Consider the following 18,744-nt stretch of genomic DNA (forward strand, 5'->3'; position numbering starts at 1 on the left):
TGTGGCCCGCGTCGTCCCGCTCGGTCGTGCGGTGTTCCGTCGTGCGGTGACGCCGACTGCCTCAGGAGGCCGGCGGCGGGGTGCTGGGCGGAGTGCCCGGCGGAGTGTCGGGCGGAGTGGCCGGCGGTGTGCCGGTGGTGCCTCCGGGCCCGGTGTCGTCCTTGTGGGCGAGCCGGTCCATGGCGTGCTTGGCCTTGCCGGAGCCGGACTGGATCCGGTCGCTGTACTTGCCCTTGGTGCGCTCGTCGACGACCTTGGCGGCACGGTCGATACCGTGCTGGATCTTGTCCCCGTGCTGTTGCGCGAGGCCGGAGACCTTGTCCTTGGCCGGGCTGATCTTGGCTTTGAGATTGTCGAACAGACCCATGGGTCCACCTTCCCTCGCGGGCAGTCTACGTGCGGGTGCCCTTGTCGGCCTCGCTGTCGGCCGCCTCCACCGCGGACTGCTGCTTGGGGATCCCGACGGCGTCGGACGCGCCGGAGCCGGAGTCACCGGCCTCCGGCGTGGGCGCGTCGGCACCCGTGCCGGTGGCCTCGCCCGTGCCCGTGCCCTTGTCCGTCGTCGGGTCCGTCGTCGTCTCGGTCGCGGCGTCGCCGCCGGCATCGGCTCCCGCGTCGGCCGATCCCTTCGCCTCCCCGGACTTGTCGGACTCCTTCGGTTCGGAGCCTGCCGACGACGTGCCGACAGACGACGTGCCGGCCTGCGCCTCGGCGGCCGACGCCCCCTCGGTCGCTTTCGATCGCCGAAGAAGTCGCGCAAAAACGCCCATATCCACTCCATACGTTACTCGTGCGGGCGAAATCCCGCGTCGCCCGGTGCGTTCGATTGCGACGCCCGGGTCACCGCCCCTGTGAACCGGCGGCGAGAACCTCGCAACGGGCAACGAACCCGGTTGCCGGCCGTCACGTAACTCGTTCGAGGCGGGGGTGAGAGGTTTGCGAGACTGGTGCGGTGAGCAGTGCAGCCCCCACCCCCCGCGTCATCGCCGTCGTCGGTCCTACCGCGGCCGGAAAGTCCGATCTGGGCGTGTTTCTCGCCCAGCAGCTCGGTGGGGAGGTCGTCAACGCCGACTCCATGCAGCTCTACCGGGGGATGGACATCGGCACCGCCAAGCTGACGCCCGAGGAACGCGGCGGCGTACCGCACCACCTCCTCGACATCTGGGACGTGACCGTCACGGCCTCCGTCGCCGAGTACCAGCGGCTCGCCCGTGAGCGGATCGACGCACTGCTCGCCGACGGGCGCTGGCCGATCCTGGTCGGCGGCTCCGGCCTCTACGTGCGCGGGGCCGTGGACAACCTGGAGTTCCCCGGCACCGACCCCGAGGTGCGGGCCCGCCTGGAGGACGAGCTGGCCCTGCGCGGCTCCGGCGCGCTGCACGCCCGCCTCGCCGCCGCCGACCCGGAGGCCGCGCGGGCGATCCTGCCGAGCAACGGCCGCCGTATCGTCCGGGCCCTGGAAGTGATCGAGATCACCGGCCGGCCCTTCACCGCCAACCTCCCCGGCCACGACTCGGTCTACGACACCGTGCAGATCGGCGTCGACGTGGCCCGCCCGGAACTCGACGAGCGCATCGCACGCCGGGTCGACCGCATGTGGGAGGCGGGACTGGTCGAGGAAGTGCGCGCACTGGAGGCGCAAGGGCTGCGCGAGGGGCGTACGGCGTCGCGCGCCCTCGGCTACCAGCAGGTGCTCGCGGCGCTCGCCGGCGAGTGCACGCTGGAGGAGGCGCGGGCCGAGACCATCCGTGCCACCAAGCGCTTCGCGCGCCGTCAGGATTCATGGTTCAGGCGCGATCCGCGGGTGCATTGGCTCAGTGGGGCCGCGGCGGATCTCCGGGAACTTCCGCGGCTCGCCCTGGCGTTGGTCGAACGACCGGTTACAGCCTGATCACGTCATGGCATCGGGACGCTCCGGCCGTCATCGGGGCCTCCGGCGCCGTGCCATCATCGAGCTTCGATCGACCAGTGGAGTCCTAGTTGGGAGGGCGCGTGGCGATGGAGGCCGGCCCTCGCGACACCGCACAAGGCGCCGAGCACGCCACCACCGGAAGTGGTGCTGCGGAGCGGGACGACGACCGTCTGAGCCCTGACGGGCCGGAAGAGACCCAGGGCGGGGTGACCGACGACGGTCCGGAGCCGGACGAGATGTTCGTCGGCGGCCCCGAGGTCGAGGTGGAACTGCGCCCCCAGCGGCGGCTGCGGCTGTGGCAGCTCGCCCCCATCGTGGGCCTGGGCGCGATCGGTTCGCTGATGTTCGCCTTCCCGCTCGCCTTCGACTTCGGCGACAGCGGAGCCATGATCGCCATGCTCGGCCTGCTCATCTGCTCCTGCGCGGCGGGCTGGGGCATGATGGCCGCCCGCAAGGTCGGACACACCTGGCCCGGACTGCCCCAGCGGGGCTCCGGGAGGCGGCCGGACTGGCGGGTCGTGATCGCGTACGTCGTCGTGGTCGCCGCGGCGGTCGTGCTGGCCGTGTGGCGCGTGGCCAGACTGCGCTGACGCCCCACGGACGGCCCGCTGTCGTACCCACCCCGTACGATCGAGGAATGAGCACGCGGATCGCCTTCCTCAAGGGGCACGGCACCGAGAACGACTTCCTGATCGTCCCGGACCCCGAGAACGTCATCGACCTGCCTCCGGCCGCCGTCGCCGCGCTGTGCGACCGCCGCGCGGGCATCGGCGGTGACGGGCTGCTGCACGTGGTGCGGTCCGCCGCCCACCCCGAGGCCGCGGCGATGGCGGCCGAGGCCGAGTGGTTCATGGACTACCGCAACGGCGACGGGTCGATCGCCGAGATGTGCGGCAACGGCGTCCGGGTGTTCGCGCGCTACCTCCAGTACGCCGGGCTGGTGACCGAGGGCGACCTCGCCGTCGCCACGCGCGCGGGCGTGAAGACCGTGCACATCGCCAAGGACGGCGACGTCACCGTGGGCATGGGCAAGGCGCGGCTCCCCGAGGGCGAGGTCACCGTGAGCGTCGGCGAGCACAGCTGGCCCGCGCGGAACGTGAACATGGGCAACCCCCACGCGGTCGCCTTCGTCGACGACCTCGCCGACGCCGGGAGCCTGCTGACCCCGCCGCCGTTCAGCCCGGCCACCGCCTACCCGGACGGTGTGAACGTGGAGTTCGTGGTCGACCGCGGCCCCCGGCACGTCGCCATGCGGGTGCACGAGCGCGGCTCCGGCGAGACCCGCTCGTGCGGCACGGGCGCGTGCGCCGTGGCCGTGGCCACCGCCCGCAGGGACGGCACCGACCCCGCCGTCACCGGCACCCCCGTCACGTACACCGTGGACGTCCCGGGCGGCCGCCTGGTGATCACCGAACGGCCCGACGGGGAGATCGAGATGACCGGCCCCGCGGTGATCGTCGCCGAAGGCGAGATCGACGGGGAGTGGCTGGCGAACGCGACGCGCTGACCGCGTGACGCGGTTCCGCGCGATGCACCCCACGCGACGCGCTGACCACGCGGTGCACCGCACGCGATGCGCTGACCGCTCGGTGCGCGAACGCGGCGCGCGGCCGAGTGGTGCGGCTCCGCGCGGTGCCGTGCCACGCGGGCGCCCGCGGCGCACGCCGGGCGGATCCCGTCGGCATACGTCACGCGATGGGCGCTCGGGCGCACGCCGGGCGCCTCCCGCGGGCGTACCACCGGGTTCGCCGTGAACCTCAAACCTCGCCACCGTCGCTCGAATGGGTGATCCGTTTCACGCTCGGCGAGAGCCGGTCAGCCGGGCGTGGTGGGCTCGGTAGCATCAAGCACCGGCCCGGACGGGGGACACATCGCCATCCCTGAGCCGTGTCCGCCCTGGGGCACCCCGTCCGCCGGTCCACGCAGCCGGAGGTGCCCATGAGTGCGGAGGCCACGAACCCTGCGAGTCCAGGTGCTGTGACAGACCCTGTGACCAGCACCGTCGCGCCCGCGGCGGCCGCCGTCGCGCGCAAGAGAACCCGGCCCAGGATCGACCTGCGCCGCCTCGGACGCGCCGCCCTGCTCGGTCCCGCCGCCCGTGGCCGGCTGCCCGACGCCATCAGCCACGTCGTCGACGCCCACCGCGCCCACCACCCCGACGCCGACCTCGAACCGCTGCGCCGCGCCTACGTCCTGGCCGAGTCCTCGCACCGCGGCCAGATGCGCAAGAGCGGCGAGCCGTACATCACCCACCCCCTCGCGGTGACCCTGATCCTCGCCGAACTCGGCGCGGAGACCACCACGTTGACCGCGTCCCTGCTCCACGACACCGTCGAGGACACGGAAGTGACGCTGGACCAGGTCGGCGAGCAGTTCGGCGAGGAGGTGCGCTACCTCGTCGACGGCGTCACCAAGCTGGAGAAGGTCGACTACGGCGCCGCCGCCGAACCCGAGACGTTCCGCAAGATGCTCGTCGCCACCGGCAACGACGTCCGGGTGATGTCCATCAAACTCGCCGACCGGCTGCACAACATGCGCACCGTCGGCGTGATGCGCCCCGAGAAACAGGTCCGGATCGCCAAGGTCACCCGGGACGTCCTCATCCCGCTCGCCGAACGGCTCGGCGTCCAGGCGCTCAAGACCGAGCTGGAGGACCTCGTCTTCGCGATCCTCCACCCCGAGGAGTACGAGCGCACCCGGAAGCTGATCGCCGAGAACGCGACCCGCGCCGACGACCCGCTCGCCGGGATCGCCGACGAGATGCGCACGGTGCTGCGCGAGGCGGGCATCCCGGCCGAAGTCCTCATCCGGCCCCGCCACTTCGTCTCCGTGCACCGCGTCTCCCGCAAGCGCGGCCGGCTGCGCGGCGCCGACTTCGGCCGGATCCTGGTCCTGGTGCACGAGGACGCCGACTGCTACGGCGTGCTGGGCGAGCTGCACACCTGTATGACGCCCGTGGTCTCCGAGTTCAAGGACTTCATCGCCGTACCGAAGTTCAACCTGTACCAGTCGCTGCACACCGCCGTCGCCCGCCCGGACGGACAGATCGCCGAAGTCCTCATCCGCACCCACCGGATGCACAAGGTCGCCGAGGCGGGCGTGATCGCGCTCGGCAACCCCTACGCGCCGCCCTCCGAGGAACAGGCGGCGGACGGCGAGCGCGTCGACCCCACCCGGCCCGGCTGGCTCTCCCGCCTCCTCGAATGGCAGCGGGCCGCACCCGACCCCGACACCTTCTGGTCGACCCTGCGCGAGGACCTGGCCCAGGACCGCGAGATCACCGTCTTCCGGCCCGACGGCGGCGCGCTCGGCCTGCCCGAGGGGGCCACCTGTGTGGACGCCGCCTACGCGCAGTACGGCGAGGACGCGCACGCGTGCATCGGCGCCCGCGTCAACGGCCGGCTCGCGACGCTGAGCACGGTGCTGCGCGACGGCGACACCGTCCAGCTGCTCATGGGGCAGGACCCGGCGTCCGAACCCTCACGGGAGTGGCTGGAGCACGCCCACACGCCGGCCGCGCGGATCGCCATCCAGCGGTGGCTGGCGACGCACCCGGTGAGTGAGGGGGAAAGGGAGGGGAGTGAGGCCAACGTGGCCGAGGGGGTCGCTGAGCCGACTCGGGGCCCCGCCACGACGCCTAGGGACGAGCCAGCCGGCACCGCTCCGGAGGCCTCCGCGCCCGAGACGGTCTCCGGCACCACCGTCGCCGCGGTGCCCGTCATCGCCGACCGCCCCGGCGCCGCCGTACGGCTCGCCGGCTGCTGTACGCCCGTACCGCCCGACGAGATCACCGGGTTCGCGGTGCGCAGGGGAGTGGTGACCGTGCACCGGGTCGGGTGCGCGGCCGTGGCGCGCATGAAGGGCGCGGGGCGCGCGGAGGTCGGCGTGCGCTGGGGCGAGGCCGCCGGGAGCGAGGTCACGGGGTGCCGGGTCACCCTGGTCGCTGAATCGTTCGGCCGCCCCCACCTCCTGGCGGACCTCACGGAGGCCATCGCCCTCGAAGGCGCCGAGATCGTCTCGGCCACCGTGGAACCCCCGAGCCAGCAGCGGGTGCGCCACACCTACACCCTGCACCTCCCCGAGGCGGCCCGGCTGCCCGCGCTGATGCGCGCCATGCGCAACGTCCCCGGCGTGTTCGACGTGAGCCGGGCGCAGCACACCGCTTCGGCGCATTGAGGGAACCCGCCCGGACCCCGCCGGGGAGGCCGTTCGAGTGCGCCCGGCGCGCGTCTGCGCCGTGCGCCGGGCGCACGCTGGTAGCGGTGGGGCATGCCGCTCACCCCCTGCACCCGCGCCCCCCGACGGCTGAAGGCGGCGCTGCTCGCCTCCGCCGTCACCGTCTGCCTCGTCGCCGCCGGCACCCCGCCGGCCCCGCTGGGCGTCGGGGACCGCCTCTTCCCGTACCTGGGGAACCCCGGCTACGACGTCGTGTCGTACGACCTGTCCCTGGCCTACTCCGGCGCCAACGACAAGCCGCTGAAGGCGGTCACCACGATCGACGCCTGGACCACCGAGGACCTGGACCACGTCAACCTCGACTTCGCGCGCGGCACCGTCGAGTCCGTGAGGATCGACGGCGAGGCCGCCGCGTACGCCACGGCCGGCGAGGACCTGGTGATCACGCCGGAGGACCCGCTGCCCGCCGGACAGTGGCTGCGCATCGTCGTACGGCACACCAGCGAGCCCGTGGGCCGGCCGGACCGCGAGGGCGGCTGGCTGCGGACCGCGGACGGCCTCGTCATGGCGAACCAGGCCGACGCCGCGCACCTGGTGTTCCCCTGCAACGACCACCCCTCGGACAAGGCCATGTTCACCTTCCGGGTGACCGCGCCCGAGGGGTACACGGCCGTCGCCAACGGGCTCCCGGCCGACGTCGAGCGCGCCGACACCGCGACCACCTGGACGTACCGCACCCACCACCCCATGGCCACCGAACTCGCCCAGGTCTCCATCGGCCGCTCCGCGGTGCTGCACCGCACCGGCCCGCGCGGGCTGCCGGTCCGGGACGTCGTCCCGAGCGCGCACCGCGAGCAGCTCGAACCGTGGCTGGCGAAGACGCCGGACCAGATCGCCTGGATGGAGCGCAAGGTCGGCCGGTACCCCTTCGAGACGTACGGCTTGCTTTTGGCCGACGCCTCCACCGGCTTCGCCCTGGAGACCCAGACGCTCTCCCTGTTCGAGAGGGAGCTGTTCACCGACCCCGCGTTCCCCGCGTGGTACGTCGAGTCGATCATGGTCCATGAGCTGGCGCACCAGTGGTTCGGCGACAGCGTCACCCCGCGCGACTGGTCCGACCTGTGGCTCAACGAGGGGCACGCGACCTGGTACGAGGCGCTGTACGCGGAGGAGAAGGCGGAGCGCCCCCTTCAGGACCGTATGAAGGCCGCCTACCGCGCCTCCGACCGCTGGCGCGCGGCCGGCGGGCCGCCCGCCGCACCCAAGGCGCCCAGGCCCGGCAGCCGCCTCGGCATCTTCCGCCCCAACGTCTACGACGGCGCCGCGCTGATCCTCTACGCCCTGCGCCAGGAGATCGGCCGTCCCGCCTTCGAGCGGCTGGAGCGGGTGTGGGTGACCCGGCACCGGGACGCCACGGCCGGCACGGCCGACTTCGTCCGGCTGGCCTCGGACATCGCCGGCCGCGACCTCACCGGCTTCTTCCAGGGCTGGCTCTACGGCGAGAAGACCCCGCCGATGCCCGGGCACCCGGACTGGACGTCGCAGGCTCCGGAGGGGGCGGGCGGGAAGTAAGGGGAGGTCCAGGGGGGTGGTCCGGCCGGTCCCCAGGGGGAGGGGCGGGGCGGGAGTCGGCTGGTCGCCGGCCGGGGAACATGGTCCGGGCGGCCGGGAAATAACACGGTGACGAGACGGGGCGTTGCGTGCGACCATCTTCTGACAGCAACGGCACGGGACACGGGAATCTCCCGGGGTACTCGTGCGTTGTAAGCGGTGACGGACCAGTTCCGCCCGCCGGAACCCCCAACGACGTAAGGACCCAATGACCTCCTCTTCTTCCCCTTCCCAGGACACCCCGCGCAAGCGCCTTGCGCACGACTACCCCGAGGGTCTTCGGGCCGATGCCCTGATGGAAGAGGACGTCGCCTGGAGCCCCGAGATCGACGGAGAGCGGGACGGCGACCAGTTCGACCGCTCCGAGCGCGCGGCTCTGCGCCGCGTCGCCGGCCTCTCCACCGAGCTCGAGGACGTCACCGAGGTCGAGTACCGCCAGCTCCGCCTGGAGCGGGTCGTGCTCGTCGGCGTCTGGACTTCGGGGACCGTGCAGGACGCGGAGAACTCCCTCGCGGAGCTGGCCGCCCTCGCCGAGACCGCGGGCGCGCTCGTGCTCGACGGCGTGATCCAGCGCCGCGACAAGCCCGACGCCGCCACCTACATCGGCTCCGGCAAGGCCGAGGAGCTGCGCGAGATCGTGCTCGAGACGGGCGCGGACACCGTCATCTGCGACGGTGAGCTCAGCCCCGGCCAGCTCATCCACCTCGAAGACGTCGTCAAGGTCAAGGTCATCGACCGTACGGCCCTGATCCTCGACATCTTCGCCCAGCACGCCAAGTCCCGAGAGGGCAAGGCGCAGGTCGCCCTCGCGCAGATGCAGTACATGCTGCCGCGGCTGCGCGGCTGGGGTCAGTCGCTGTCCCGGCAGATGGGCGGCGGCAAGGGCGGCGGACTCGCCACCCGTGGTCCCGGTGAAACCAAGATCGAGACGGACCGGCGGCGGATCCGCGAGAAGATGGCGAAGATGCGCCGGGAGATCGCGGAGATGAAGACCGGGCGCGACATCAAGCGCCAGGAGCGCCGGCGCCACAAGGTGCCCTCCGTCGCGATCGCGGGCTACACCAACGCCGGCAAGTCCTCGCTGCTCAACCGCCTCACCGGCGCGGGCGTCCTGGTCGAGAACGCCCTGTTCGCGACCCTGGACCCGACCGTGCGCCGGGCCGAGACCCCGAGCGGCCGGCTGTACACGCTGGCCGACACCGTCGGCTTCGTCCGGCACCTGCCGCACCACCTGGTCGAGGCGTTCCGCTCCACGATGGAGGAGGTCGGCGACTCCGACCTGATCCTGCACGTGGTGGACGGTTCGCACCCGACCCCGGAGGAGCAGCTGGCCGCCGTGCGCGAGGTGATCAGGGACGTCGGCGCCACCGGCGTACCCGAGATCGTCGTGATCAACAAGGCCGACGCGGCGGACCCGCTGACGCTCCAGCGGCTGCTGCGGGTCGAGAAGCGTTCCATCGCGGTCTCCGCCCGCACCGGCCAGGGCATCAAGGAGCTGCTGGCACTGATCGACGCCGAGCTGCCGCGCCCCGCGGTCGAGATCGAGGCGCTGGTGCCGTACACCCACGGCAAGCTGGTTGCCCGCGCCCACGACGAGGGCGAGGTGATCTCCGAGGAGCACACCGCGGAGGGCACCCTGCTCAAGGTCCGGGTGCACGAGGAACTGGCGGCGGAGCTGTCGCCGTACGCTCCGGCTCCGGCGCTCTGACCCATCACCGGCGCCGCTTCCGAGGCGCACCGTGACGGCCCGAAGGCCCGCCCCCGCGATACGCGGGGACGGGCCTTCGGCGTGCGAGGACGTGCGAGGACGTTCCGGCGGCGTCACCGGCCGCCGTAGGCCTCGCTCATGTTCTCGTACAGCGCCCGGGCGTCCGCGCCGAGCTGCGGGCCCGCCAGCCAGCTGTGGTCGGCCGGACCGATCGAGGTGTTGGAGACCAGCTGGGTCTCGCCGTCCACCACCCGGAACCAGCCGCCGCCGGACGAGCCGCCGGTCATGGTGCAGCCGATGCGGTACATCGTCGGCAGGGACGGGCTCAGCGAGACGCGGCCCGGCTGGTCGACGCATTTGAACATCTTCAGCCCGTTGTACGGCGCCGCCGCCGGGTATCCCCAGGCGCCCATCTTCCCGGCATCGGCCGCGGCCGGCGCGGAGAAGTCGACGTCCAGGGCCGCGCCGACGGTCTCCTCCAGCGACTTCGAGCCGTGCTCCGGCTTCACGTGCAGCACGGCGTAGTCGTACGCCGCGCCCGCGCCGCCGGTTTGCGAGCCGCCCTCGATCCAGCCGTTCGAGGTGGACGCCCAGTCCGCCCACCAGTTGCCGTACGGCGCGATCTCGACCGGGTCGGCGTTGTTCAGCTGGGCCTCGGACTTGCCGAGGTCGTTGAAGGCCGGGACGAAGACGATGTTCCGGTACCAGCCGCCGTTCTGGCCGGCGTGCACGCAGTGGCCGGCCGTCCAGACCAGGTTGGACTTGCCCGGGTGGTTGACGTCCTTGATCACCGTGCCGGAGCAGACCATCGAGCCCTCGGGGGAGTCGAAGAAGATCTTGCCGACCGGTGCGGCGTTCTTGTGGTACGGCGTCTTCTCCGGCGAGGCCTGGACCGGCGCGGGCGCCGGGTCGCTGACGCCCTGGCCGGCGGACGTGTCCTTCGTCGTGAGCGTCTTGTCGGCCTCCTTCGCCGTCCGCATCCGCTCGGGCTTCCAGAGCCCTTCGATCACGGGGTTGACGAAGTCCTTGGCCTCACTGAGCCACTGGTCTCTGTCCCAGTTCTTCCAGCCGCCGTTCTTCCAGTTGTCGACGTCGATGCCGTGCTTCTTGAGCCGGTCGGCGATGTCGGTCGGGATGGTGATCTTGCCGTCACCGCCGTCACCGCCGCCGTCACCGCCGCCGTTGGCGCCGTCCGCGGCGCTGTCGGCGGCCTGCGAGGTGGTGGCGCCCGGCCGGTCGGCCGCCTCGTCCTCGCCGGAGCCGTTGCAGGCGGTCGCGGTGAGCGCCAGGGCGGCGACGAGACCGGTGCCGGCGAGCACGGTGCGCCGGCGCCGGCGCTGGCGTCGCTGGGTGATTGCGGGCGTGCGTATGGGACGCATGGTGCGATGACCCCCGTAGGAACGCGTGAATGTCCGGTGCTTGTGGTGTCTGGCTGTGTGGTGTGGTGCGGCGTGGCTGATGTCGCGCTGTGTAGGGCCGCATCGTGTCATGAGCCTGCCATGACAAGGTGAGAGGTCCGGGACGGAAACGATCTCGGGTGCGACACCCCACTATGCCCGTGGGACAGAGGGTGAACGGCGGCGGGACGGTGAAGGTTTCCCCACGAGCCCCGCCGCCGTGTCCGGCCACCTGGCCGGGTCACCCGGCCGTCACCGGCCGGTGGACCACCCGGCCGTCACCGGCCGGTGGACCGCCCGGCCGTCACCGGCCGGTCGACCACCCGGCCGTCACCGGCCGGTGGACCGCCCGGCCGTCACTGGCCGGCGAACTTGCCGCTCACCTCGTCGAAGACGGCCTTGGCCTCCTTGCCGAGCCGCGGGCCCGCCAGCCAGCCGGCCGTGACCGGGCCGATCGAGGTGTTGGACACCAGCGCGGGCTTGCCGTCCGAGCCCGTCGCCACCCAGCCGCCGCCGGACGAGCCGCCGGTCATGGTGCAGCCGATGCGGTACATCGTCGGGTCCGTGGTGTTCAGCGACAGCCGGCCCGGCTTGTCCTGGCACTGGTACATCGTCTGGCCGTCGTAGGGCGGCGCCGCCGGGTACCCGGTCGCCGTCATGCTGTCGATCTTCGGTACGGCCGGGGCGTTGAAGTCCACCGGCAGCGCCGAACCGACCATCTCCTCCAGCGACTTGCCGCCGCTGCCCTCCTCCGGCGTCACGTGGATGACGGCGAAGTCGTACGGGGCGCCGTCACCGCCGGTGGCGCCGCCCTGCTCGATCCACTGGTCCGAGGTCTGCACCCAGTCGCCCCACCAGACGCCGTACGGAGCGACCTCCTCCTGCGTGGCGTCCTGCAGCTCCGCGGCCGACTTGCCGGCGTCGTTGTACGACGGCACGAACGCGATGTTGCGGTACCAGCCGCCGCTCTTGCCGGCGTGCACGCAGTGGCCCGCCGTCCACACCAGGTTCGACTTGCCGGGGTGGGCCGGGTCCTTCACGACCGTCGCCGAGCAGACCATCGTGCCCTCGGGGGCGTCGAAGAACACCTTGCCCGCCTCCGGGGCGTTGGCGTGGTACGAGGCCGGCACGGCCTCCGCCTGCACCGGAGCGGGCTCCGGGTCGGTCACGCCCTGATCACCGGAGATGTCGCTGTCGTCGACCTCCTGGTCGGGCTCCTCAGCCTCGCGCATCCGGTCCGGGTTCCACAGGTCCTCGATGATCGGGTTGACGAAGTCCTCGGCCTCGCGCAGCCAGTCGTCCTTGTCCCAGTTCTTCCAGGCGCCGTCCCGCCACTTGTCGATGTCGATCCCGTGCTCCTTGAGCCGGTCCTTGATGTCGTCCGGGATCGTGATCTTGCCGTCGCCCGCGGCGGCGGAGGCCGTCGCCTCGCCGCCCGCCCCGGTGTCGCCCGACTCACAGGCGGTCGCGGTGAGCGCGAGCACCGAGGCCAGGGCCACAGCGGTCAGTACGGGGAAGGTTCGGCGGCGCCCGCTCCTCTCCCGGCGAGCGGCGAACGACGGACGTGTGGATCGCATGGTGGTACTCCCCCTGGGACGGACTGTTACGGAACTCGGGCCGCTCTCACGGCCTGCCGGGAACGGCACCCCACACTAAGGGCTCGCGGCGAGGGACTTCCGACGGAACGGCAACGGTTCCGCTACAGGCTGACCAGCCGGGCAACCAGGCAATTCGTCGCGGGGCAGGACCGGTTGCCGGGGGACGGGCCGCTCGGGGCGAGTCGGCGGCCGGGCGGCGACCGGGTCGACGGGAGGGTCGTAAACGGTCATTCGCGGCTGATAAACGATCGTTGAGCGAAGCTGTGGCGGCACGTAGAGTGCGGACTGCGCAAGAGACCGTCAATCTACGGAAGCCCAGGGAGCGCATCGGTGACGGCGCCTCGTCAACTGGCTCAGACGTTGAGGCGGTTGGACGCACTCATCCGGGAGAAGGACCTCGACCGGTCCGTACTCCTCGACCCGCGGGAACTCGCAGCCGGCACCGCACTGCCCGAGCCCGTCGTTCGCGCGCTGCTCGAAGGGGAGCCGCCGCCCGACGACACCGTCACCGAACGGTTCTCGGCGCGCATCCGCGTGCTGGCCGAAGCCGACCTGCGGCGCACCGGCAGGAAGATGGCGGCACTCGCGGCCGAGGTGGGCGCCGCCCTGCACGTCTCCGACGTCTGGGCCCGCCTGATCCTCGAAGGCAGGAAGACGCCCAACATCGAGCACCTGCACAAACTCGCGGACTTCTTCGGCCTGGAAGCCGGCGAGGCGTTCTTCACCGCTCCCGCCGACAAGGCGCTCAACCGCGCTCTCACACCGATCCTGGCCCAGCTGGAGAACCCGCAGACGGACCCCGTCGAGGCTCTGCTCAGCAAGTACGGAGTCCGCGCGGCGGACCTGCGCCGGCACGGCTCCATGACGCCCGAGGCGCTGGACCGGCTCCTCGAGGGAGTGATCCGTTCGGTGCTGCCCAGGAAGGAGGACACCGACCAGTGAGCACGAGAGCGATGAAGGCGCTCCTTGCCGACCTCGGCAGGCAGGCGTCCGGGATCATCCAGCGTCCCGCCGACCCCTCCACGGTCATGCACGGCTTCTGCCAGGCGATGAGCGTCCGCCGCGACCGGCCCATCCAACTGGCTTTCCGCGCCTTCCCCGACGACATCCCGGTCTCGGGCATGCGCCTGGACTGCGGCGACCGCTCCATCATCGTCGTCGAGGAACGCGCCGTCCCCGAAGCACAGCTCGTCATCCTCGGCCACGAGTTATGGCACGAGGAGCAGGGGGAGTGCGGCAACCACGTTCCCGGCCTGCCCGCCGCCCGGGCCCTCACCTCCCACCAGCCGCCCGACGTCCTGCGGCGAGCCGCCGAGGAGATCCTCGCCGCCCAGGAAGTGCCGCGTCAGGCACTGCTCACCATCGCCGGCCGCGCCGTGTCCGACGACGATCACGAGGCGGACGCCGAGACGTTCGGCCTGCTCTTCGGCCGCGAGGTCCGTGCCTGGATGACCGGTCCGCACGCCCGGGGCCCGGTCAGCCCCGCGACGGTGGAAGGCCGTATCAACCTCTCCCTCAGCCCAAGGGGCGGACAGATACTCGGATGAACCTCGCCGATCTGCACCTGCTCTACGCCCTCCCCACCGCCTTGCTGCTGGCCGGGCTGGCCGCCAAGTTCCCCACGTTCCTGAGGTCCTGGCGCGACCCCGACGCGCGGGGGACGTGGGTGGTGCTGCTGTGGGCCCTGTGCGTCTTCGTCTCCGTGACGCCCGCGTCCATCCACGAGATCAACACGGTGACGGGCGTACCGAACATCGCCGCGCCGTGGAGCTACTCGCTGCTCACCGGCTTCTCCGGGGCCTGCCTCGCCATGATCATCACGTGGCGGGACGAGCCGTCGCCCCGGCGCCGCCGCCGCGTCCGCGCCGTCTGGGTGATCCACGCCGGCACCATCACCGCCCTGTGGGTCACCTTCCTCCTGGCCGACGTGCCCGAGGAACGCATCTACGACCTCGACACCTACTACGCCACCACACCGTGGATGCGCGAGCACATCCTGCTCTACCTCCTCGCCTTCCTCATCTCCACCCTCGTCGCCGCCTCCATGATCAGGTCCTGGATCCCGCAGGTCAGCGCCCGCTGGCTGCGGGCGGGCCTGCGCTTCCTCCAGACCGGATACGCCTTCGGTGTCCTCTACGCCGTGGCGAAGCTGACCGCGATGGGAGCACGCTGGGCGGGAACCGACTGGGACGGTCTGAGCACCTACGCCGCCCCGCCCTGTGCCATCTTCGGCGCCACGCTCATGGCCATCGGCTTCCTCCTCCCCGTCATCGGGCCCTTCCTGCAGACGTGGCCGCGGGAACAACTCGCCCACTGGCGGCTGCGCCCCCTCGCGCGGGTCATCGACGCCGTGGTCCCGGCGACCGCCCGGGCCCGCGTCAGCAGATTCGCCCCGCTCGACCTGCGTCTGCTCCAGCGGCAGCAGCACATCCACGACGGCCTGCTGCGCCTGGCTCCCCACTTCGACCACGACCTCCACCGGCTGGCCTACCGGGCGGCGTCCGCCGCGCACGACGACGCGAAGGCCCGCGGCCTCGCCGGCGCCGTGGCGCTCCAGGCGGCGCTCGACTCCTACAGCAGCGGCATCCGGCGTGAGACGAGCGGACAGCCCTCCCACATCGGCAGCGACGTCACCGACCACCTGGAGGCCATCTCCCGCGGCCTCACCCGCCCCCGCGTCCTGGCGGACCTCCGCAGACGAGCGCTGACGGCCGGGCCATCGGTGCACGAGTCTCCGGGGAATGGGGCTTCGGCGCCTGGGGCTTCGGCATCTGGGATTGCGGCGCCGGGGATTGCGCCCTCTGAGGCTTCGGCAGCTGGGGCTTCGGCCGCCCCTGGGACTGCGGGGAGCGCGCCGCCGGGGACCGCGCCACTCGGAACCGAGCCTCTGGGGAGCAGCTCTCCGGGGACCCAGCCTCTGACGGCCGGCGGCCGCCGCGCTCCAGGCCCGCACAGTAGTCACCATCCGCCTGCGGGTGGCCGTACAGAAAGCATGAACGCAGATGACTGAAAGATCCGCCACCCGCCGGCCCACCGCGGTCGTTCTCGGGGCCGGCGCCGCCGGACTCTTCGCCGCGGCGGCACTCGCCGAGTCCGCCGACGTCACCGTCGTCGAACGCGACACCCTCCCGGCCTCGCCCGAGCCCCGCCGTGGCGTCCCTCAGTCCCGCCACGCCCACCTGATCTGGAGCGGAGGCGTCCGCGCCTTCGAGGACCTGCTTCCCGGCGTCGTCGACGAGGTCGTGGCCGACGGAGCCCGACTGGTGCACATCATGGGCGACATGGTGTCCCGGGCCCCCAACGAGGTCTGGTTCCGGCGGTTCACCGCCACCCATCACCGCAACCTCGTCTGCTCCCGCCCGCTCCTCGACGCGCGGCTCACCACCCGCGTCCTGAGCGACGACCGGATCAGCCTCCTTCCCGAGGCCACCGCCCTCGGACTGCTCGGCGACGCCACCCGCGTGACCGGCGTCCGCGTCCAGGTCGACGGCGAAGAGCGCTCCCTCTCCGCCGACCTCGTCGTGGACGCCACCGGCCGCGGCTCCCGAACCCCCCGCTGGCTCACCGCGCTCGGACTCCCGCCGGTCACCGAACGCGAGGTCAACGCCGGCGTCGCCTACGCCACCCGCCTGTACCGCGCACCCGGATCCACCGCCGATGTCTCCTTCCCGCTCGTCAACGTGCAGGCCAACCCGGCGAAGGCACCTGGCCGGGGCGGCATCATCCTGCCCATCGAGAACGGCCGGTGGATCGTCACCCTCTCCGGCAGCCGCGGCGGCGAACCCACCGGCGACCCGGACGCCTTCATCGACTTCGCCCTCGGCCTGGGCGACCCCGTCATCGGCGAACTCCTCAAGAACGCCGAGCCGATAGGCGGAGTCGCCACCACCCGCAGCACCGCCAACCACCGCCGCTACTACGAGAAGACGGCCCGCTGGCCCGATGGCTTCACCGTCCTCGGCGACGCCATCGCCGGCTACAACCCGGTTTACGGCCACGGCCTCACGGTCGCCGCGCAGTGCGCCCTCGCCGTGCGCGACGTCCTGCGCACCACCGACCTCACCGCTCCGGGGACAGCCCGCCGGCTCCAGCGCGCCGTCGCCCGCCCCGTGGCCGCGGCCTGGGACCTCGCGGTGGGCCAGGACGCCTTCTACCCCGGCGCCACCGACACCGCCCCCACCCCCGTCGAACGGCTCCTCGCCCGCTACGTCGACCGCTGCGTGGAAACCGGGGCGAACAACCCCCGCGCCATGGCCGCCCTGCTGGACGTGATGAGCCTGGAGAAGCCCGCCACCCGCCTGTTCTCGCCCGACATGCTCCTCCCCATGCTCCTCGGCCCCAGGAAGTCCTTCCTCCAGGGTCCGCCCCTGACCGAACGGGAACGAGAAGCGGCTCTCGGCTGACCGCGAGCGCCACCACGCCTCCACGCGCGACGGGACTCGCTCACCCATCGATCCTGCGACCTCCCGCCCCCAGCCGATCACGCAGCACCGATCTGGCCGTAACCCGTAACCCGGTGCCGGGTGCGGGGTTGGTAGCGGTGGGATCCGCCCGGTCGGGCCCGGGGCGAGGCAGCCCGGACCCCTGACCCGGTGGACGTGAGTCGGTGCTGAGGAAGCGGCGCGGCGGGCAAAGGGCGGGCGGGGCGACGCGAGCGGCCAACTCCTCGGCGGACAGCGGAAGGACGTGGGGCCGTGGCCGTGACAGAGGAGATCCTGCGACGCCCGCCGGCGCGAGAACCGGCGGCACGCACCTATCCGCAGGCCCTGCCCGTCGTCCCGGTGCGGGCACGGGGACTGACCGTCGAAGGCGCCGACGGCCGCCGCTACCTGGACTGCCTCTCCGGCGCGGGCACCCTCGCCCTCGGCCACAACCACCCCGTCGTACTCGACGCGATCCGCAAGGTCCTCGACTCCGGCGCACCACTGAACGTGCCCGACCTCACCACCCCCGTCGAGGAAACCTTCGTCACGGAGCTGCTGCGCACCCTTCCGCCCGGACTGCGCGACCGGGCCCGCGTACGGTTCTGCGGACCCGCAGCCACCGACGCGGTGGCCGCCGCCCGCGCCCTGGTGCGAGCGGCTACCGGCCGCACCGCGATGCTCGGTCTCACCGGAAGCGGCCACAGCGTCAGCGCGGATGCCGTGAACGCCTCCGACTCGACGCAGCTCACCGGCCTGACCGCCCCGTCGGGCCGTCCACTGCCCTTCCCACCGGAATACCGAAGCCCTTCCGGCGTGGCCGGCCCGTACGGCGCCGAACTCGCGGCCCGGTGGGCCCAGGCCGCGCTGGACGACGGCGGTACGGACGCGCAGTCGTCGGTACCGATCACGGTGGCGGGACCCGGGCAGCCGCCCTCGCCTGAGCCGAGTGCGGACGCCGGTAACCCCACCCCACCGGCCGGAGTCATCCTCGAACCCGTCCAGGACGAGGGAGGGGTGATCCCCGCACCGGACGCGTGGATGCGCCGGATGCGGCACATCACGGCCGCCCGGTCCATCCCGCTGATCGTCGACGAGTCGCAGACCGGCGTGGGCAGAACCGGTGCCTTCTGGGCCGTCGAACACAGCGGGGTGACGCCCGACGTCATGATCGTGTCCAGGGCCATCGGCGGCAGCCTCCCCCTGGCCGTCGTCGTCCACCGCGACGACCTGCTCGGTGCGGGCGAACCCACCTCTCCCACCGGCCCCTACCGGGGCAACCAACTGGCCATGGCCGCCGGTGCCGCGACCCTCGCCCACGTACGGCATCACCGTCTCGCCGAACGGTCGGCCGAGCTCGGCTCCCGGCTCCTCCGTCAACTGCGCTCGCTGGCCGACGACTTCACCTGCGTCGGAGCGGTACGCGGCCGCGGCCTCATGATCGGCGTGGAACTCGTGGACCCCGAGGCGCGCTCCGACCAGGGACCGGACGGGGCAGGCCACGGGCCCACCGTCCGGCCGCCTCACCCGTCCGCACCCCGACTCGCCACGGCCGTGCAGCGTGAGTGCCTGCGGCGAGGACTGATCGTCGGCGTCGGCGGTGGCCACCCCGGTGTCGTACGGCTGCTGCCGCCGCTGACGATCACCGACGAACAGGCCGACGCCGTACTGGACCGACTCGCCGACGCGCTCACGGCGGTGGCCCGCCACGACCGCTTCGGCCACCTCACGGATCCGGCGCAGTAACCGGACCACCCTTGCGTGCACGCCCTTGCCACCCGGCGGACGTGCCGCTCCCCGGCCCACCCGGCCGCCCGAACGCTCAACTCTCCTGGAGCCCACCCATGTCCCTGACCTCACACCGATTACCTCCCGCCGATCCGCTCAACGCCCCGACCCGGCCCCTCCGCGCCTGCCCCTG

Annotated in this window: 15 protein-coding genes; 11 read left to right on the forward strand and 4 right to left on the reverse strand. The window is 72.4% G+C overall.

Annotation, left to right across the window (positions count from 1 at the left end; all coding sequences use genetic code 11):
- Positions 1-61 precede the first annotated feature (61 nt).
- Together G7Z13_RS26115 and G7Z13_RS26120 are read right to left on the reverse strand one after the other, a co-directional pair.
- A complete protein-coding gene (locus G7Z13_RS26115) occupies positions 62-367 on the reverse strand; it encodes an antitoxin (RefSeq protein WP_166002662.1) in 306 nt (101 codons plus the stop codon).
- Between the two features lie 25 nt (positions 368-392).
- On the reverse strand, positions 393-770 hold the full coding sequence (locus tag G7Z13_RS26120) for a hypothetical protein (RefSeq protein ID WP_166002663.1): 378 nt from the start codon (positions 768-770) through the stop codon (positions 393-395).
- A gap of 182 nt (positions 771-952) precedes the next feature.
- Here G7Z13_RS26120 and miaA point away from each other — a divergent pair, with 182 nt between their 5' ends.
- The 6 genes from miaA (at position 953) to hflX (ending at position 9,407) form a co-directional block, all read left to right on the forward strand.
- Positions 953-1,891, forward strand: a complete 939-nt coding sequence (gene miaA / locus G7Z13_RS26125; protein WP_166002664.1) for a tRNA (adenosine(37)-N6)-dimethylallyltransferase MiaA — start codon at positions 953-955, stop codon at positions 1,889-1,891.
- Between the two features lie 107 nt (positions 1,892-1,998).
- A complete protein-coding gene (locus tag G7Z13_RS26130) occupies positions 1,999-2,502 on the forward strand; it encodes a hypothetical protein (protein WP_166002665.1) in 504 nt (167 codons plus the stop codon).
- Positions 2,503-2,549: 47 nt separating this feature from the next.
- Positions 2,550-3,419, forward strand: coding sequence for a diaminopimelate epimerase (gene dapF, locus G7Z13_RS26135; protein ID WP_166002666.1), 870 nt, complete (start codon positions 2,550-2,552; stop codon positions 3,417-3,419).
- Positions 3,420-3,850: 431 nt separating this feature from the next.
- A complete protein-coding gene (locus tag G7Z13_RS26140; RefSeq protein ID WP_166002667.1) occupies positions 3,851-6,088 on the forward strand; it encodes an HD domain-containing protein in 2,238 nt (745 codons plus the stop codon).
- 93 nt (positions 6,089-6,181) lie between these two features.
- Positions 6,182-7,660, forward strand: coding sequence for a M1 family metallopeptidase (locus G7Z13_RS26145; RefSeq protein ID WP_166002668.1), 1,479 nt, complete (start codon positions 6,182-6,184; stop codon positions 7,658-7,660).
- Between the two features lie 247 nt (positions 7,661-7,907).
- The gene (hflX, locus tag G7Z13_RS26150; protein ID WP_166002669.1) at positions 7,908-9,407 is read left to right on the forward strand and encodes a GTPase HflX; all 1,500 of its coding nucleotides are present in this window, start codon (positions 7,908-7,910) and stop codon (positions 9,405-9,407) included.
- A 113-nt stretch (positions 9,408-9,520) separates the two neighbouring features.
- Here the strand turns inward: hflX and G7Z13_RS26155 are convergent, their stop codons facing one another.
- Positions 9,521-10,786: a hypothetical protein gene (locus G7Z13_RS26155; RefSeq protein ID WP_166002670.1), complete on the reverse strand. Its 1,266-nt coding sequence runs from the start codon at positions 10,784-10,786 to the stop codon at positions 9,521-9,523.
- Positions 10,787-11,160: 374 nt separating this feature from the next.
- Positions 11,161-12,381, reverse strand: coding sequence for a hypothetical protein (locus G7Z13_RS26160; protein WP_166002671.1), 1,221 nt, complete (start codon positions 12,379-12,381; stop codon positions 11,161-11,163).
- 390 nt (positions 12,382-12,771) lie between these two features.
- On the opposite strand from G7Z13_RS26160, the gene G7Z13_RS26165 reads away from it, so the two are divergent.
- The 5 genes from G7Z13_RS26165 (at position 12,772) to G7Z13_RS26185 (ending at position 18,569) form a co-directional block, all read left to right on the forward strand.
- A complete protein-coding gene (locus tag G7Z13_RS26165; RefSeq protein WP_240926349.1) occupies positions 12,772-13,344 on the forward strand; it encodes a hypothetical protein in 573 nt (190 codons plus the stop codon).
- Positions 13,341-13,949, forward strand: coding sequence for a toxin (locus tag G7Z13_RS26170; protein ID WP_166002673.1), 609 nt, complete (start codon positions 13,341-13,343; stop codon positions 13,947-13,949). Before G7Z13_RS26165 ends, G7Z13_RS26170 begins: the two co-directional genes overlap by 4 nt.
- Positions 13,946-15,412: an MAB_1171c family putative transporter gene (locus G7Z13_RS26175; protein WP_206313149.1), complete on the forward strand. Its 1,467-nt coding sequence runs from the start codon at positions 13,946-13,948 to the stop codon at positions 15,410-15,412. Before G7Z13_RS26170 ends, G7Z13_RS26175 begins: the two co-directional genes overlap by 4 nt.
- Positions 15,405-16,805: an FAD-dependent monooxygenase gene (locus G7Z13_RS26180; protein WP_166002674.1), complete on the forward strand. Its 1,401-nt coding sequence runs from the start codon at positions 15,405-15,407 to the stop codon at positions 16,803-16,805. The genes G7Z13_RS26175 and G7Z13_RS26180 overlap by 8 nt, the downstream gene beginning before the upstream one ends.
- Before the next feature lie 291 nt (positions 16,806-17,096).
- Positions 17,097-18,569 (forward strand): aminotransferase class III-fold pyridoxal phosphate-dependent enzyme, encoded by a 1,473-nt coding sequence (locus tag G7Z13_RS26185; RefSeq protein WP_166002675.1) that lies wholly within the window; start codon positions 17,097-17,099, stop codon positions 18,567-18,569.
- Positions 18,570-18,744 lie beyond the last annotated feature (175 nt).

It is taken from the genome of Streptomyces sp. JB150, assembly GCF_011193355.1.
Taxonomy (GTDB): Bacteria; Actinomycetota; Actinomycetes; order Streptomycetales; family Streptomycetaceae; genus Streptomyces.

Excerpts from the sequence above, each read along its gene's own strand:
- G7Z13_RS26115 (WP_166002662.1), bottom strand. The coding sequence starts at position 367 with ATGGGTCTGTTCGACAATCTCAAAGCCAAGATCAGCCCGGCCAAGGAC.
- G7Z13_RS26120 (WP_166002663.1), bottom strand. The coding sequence starts at position 770 with ATGGGCGTTTTTGCGCGACTTCTTCGGCGATCGAAAGCGACCGAGGGG.
- G7Z13_RS26130 (WP_166002665.1), top strand. The coding sequence starts at position 1,999 with ATGGAGGCCGGCCCTCGCGACACCGCACAAGGCGCCGAGCACGCCACC.
- dapF (WP_166002666.1), top strand. The coding sequence starts at position 2,550 with ATGAGCACGCGGATCGCCTTCCTCAAGGGGCACGGCACCGAGAACGAC.
- G7Z13_RS26140 (WP_166002667.1), top strand. The coding sequence starts at position 3,851 with ATGAGTGCGGAGGCCACGAACCCTGCGAGTCCAGGTGCTGTGACAGAC.
- G7Z13_RS26145 (WP_166002668.1), top strand. The coding sequence starts at position 6,182 with ATGCCGCTCACCCCCTGCACCCGCGCCCCCCGACGGCTGAAGGCGGCG.
- hflX (WP_166002669.1), top strand. The coding sequence starts at position 7,908 with ATGACCTCCTCTTCTTCCCCTTCCCAGGACACCCCGCGCAAGCGCCTT.
- G7Z13_RS26155 (WP_166002670.1), bottom strand. The coding sequence starts at position 10,786 with ATGCGTCCCATACGCACGCCCGCAATCACCCAGCGACGCCAGCGCCGG.
- G7Z13_RS26160 (WP_166002671.1), bottom strand. The coding sequence starts at position 12,381 with ATGCGATCCACACGTCCGTCGTTCGCCGCTCGCCGGGAGAGGAGCGGG.
- G7Z13_RS26175 (WP_206313149.1), top strand. The coding sequence starts at position 13,946 with ATGAACCTCGCCGATCTGCACCTGCTCTACGCCCTCCCCACCGCCTTG.
- G7Z13_RS26180 (WP_166002674.1), top strand. The coding sequence starts at position 15,405 with ATGACTGAAAGATCCGCCACCCGCCGGCCCACCGCGGTCGTTCTCGGG.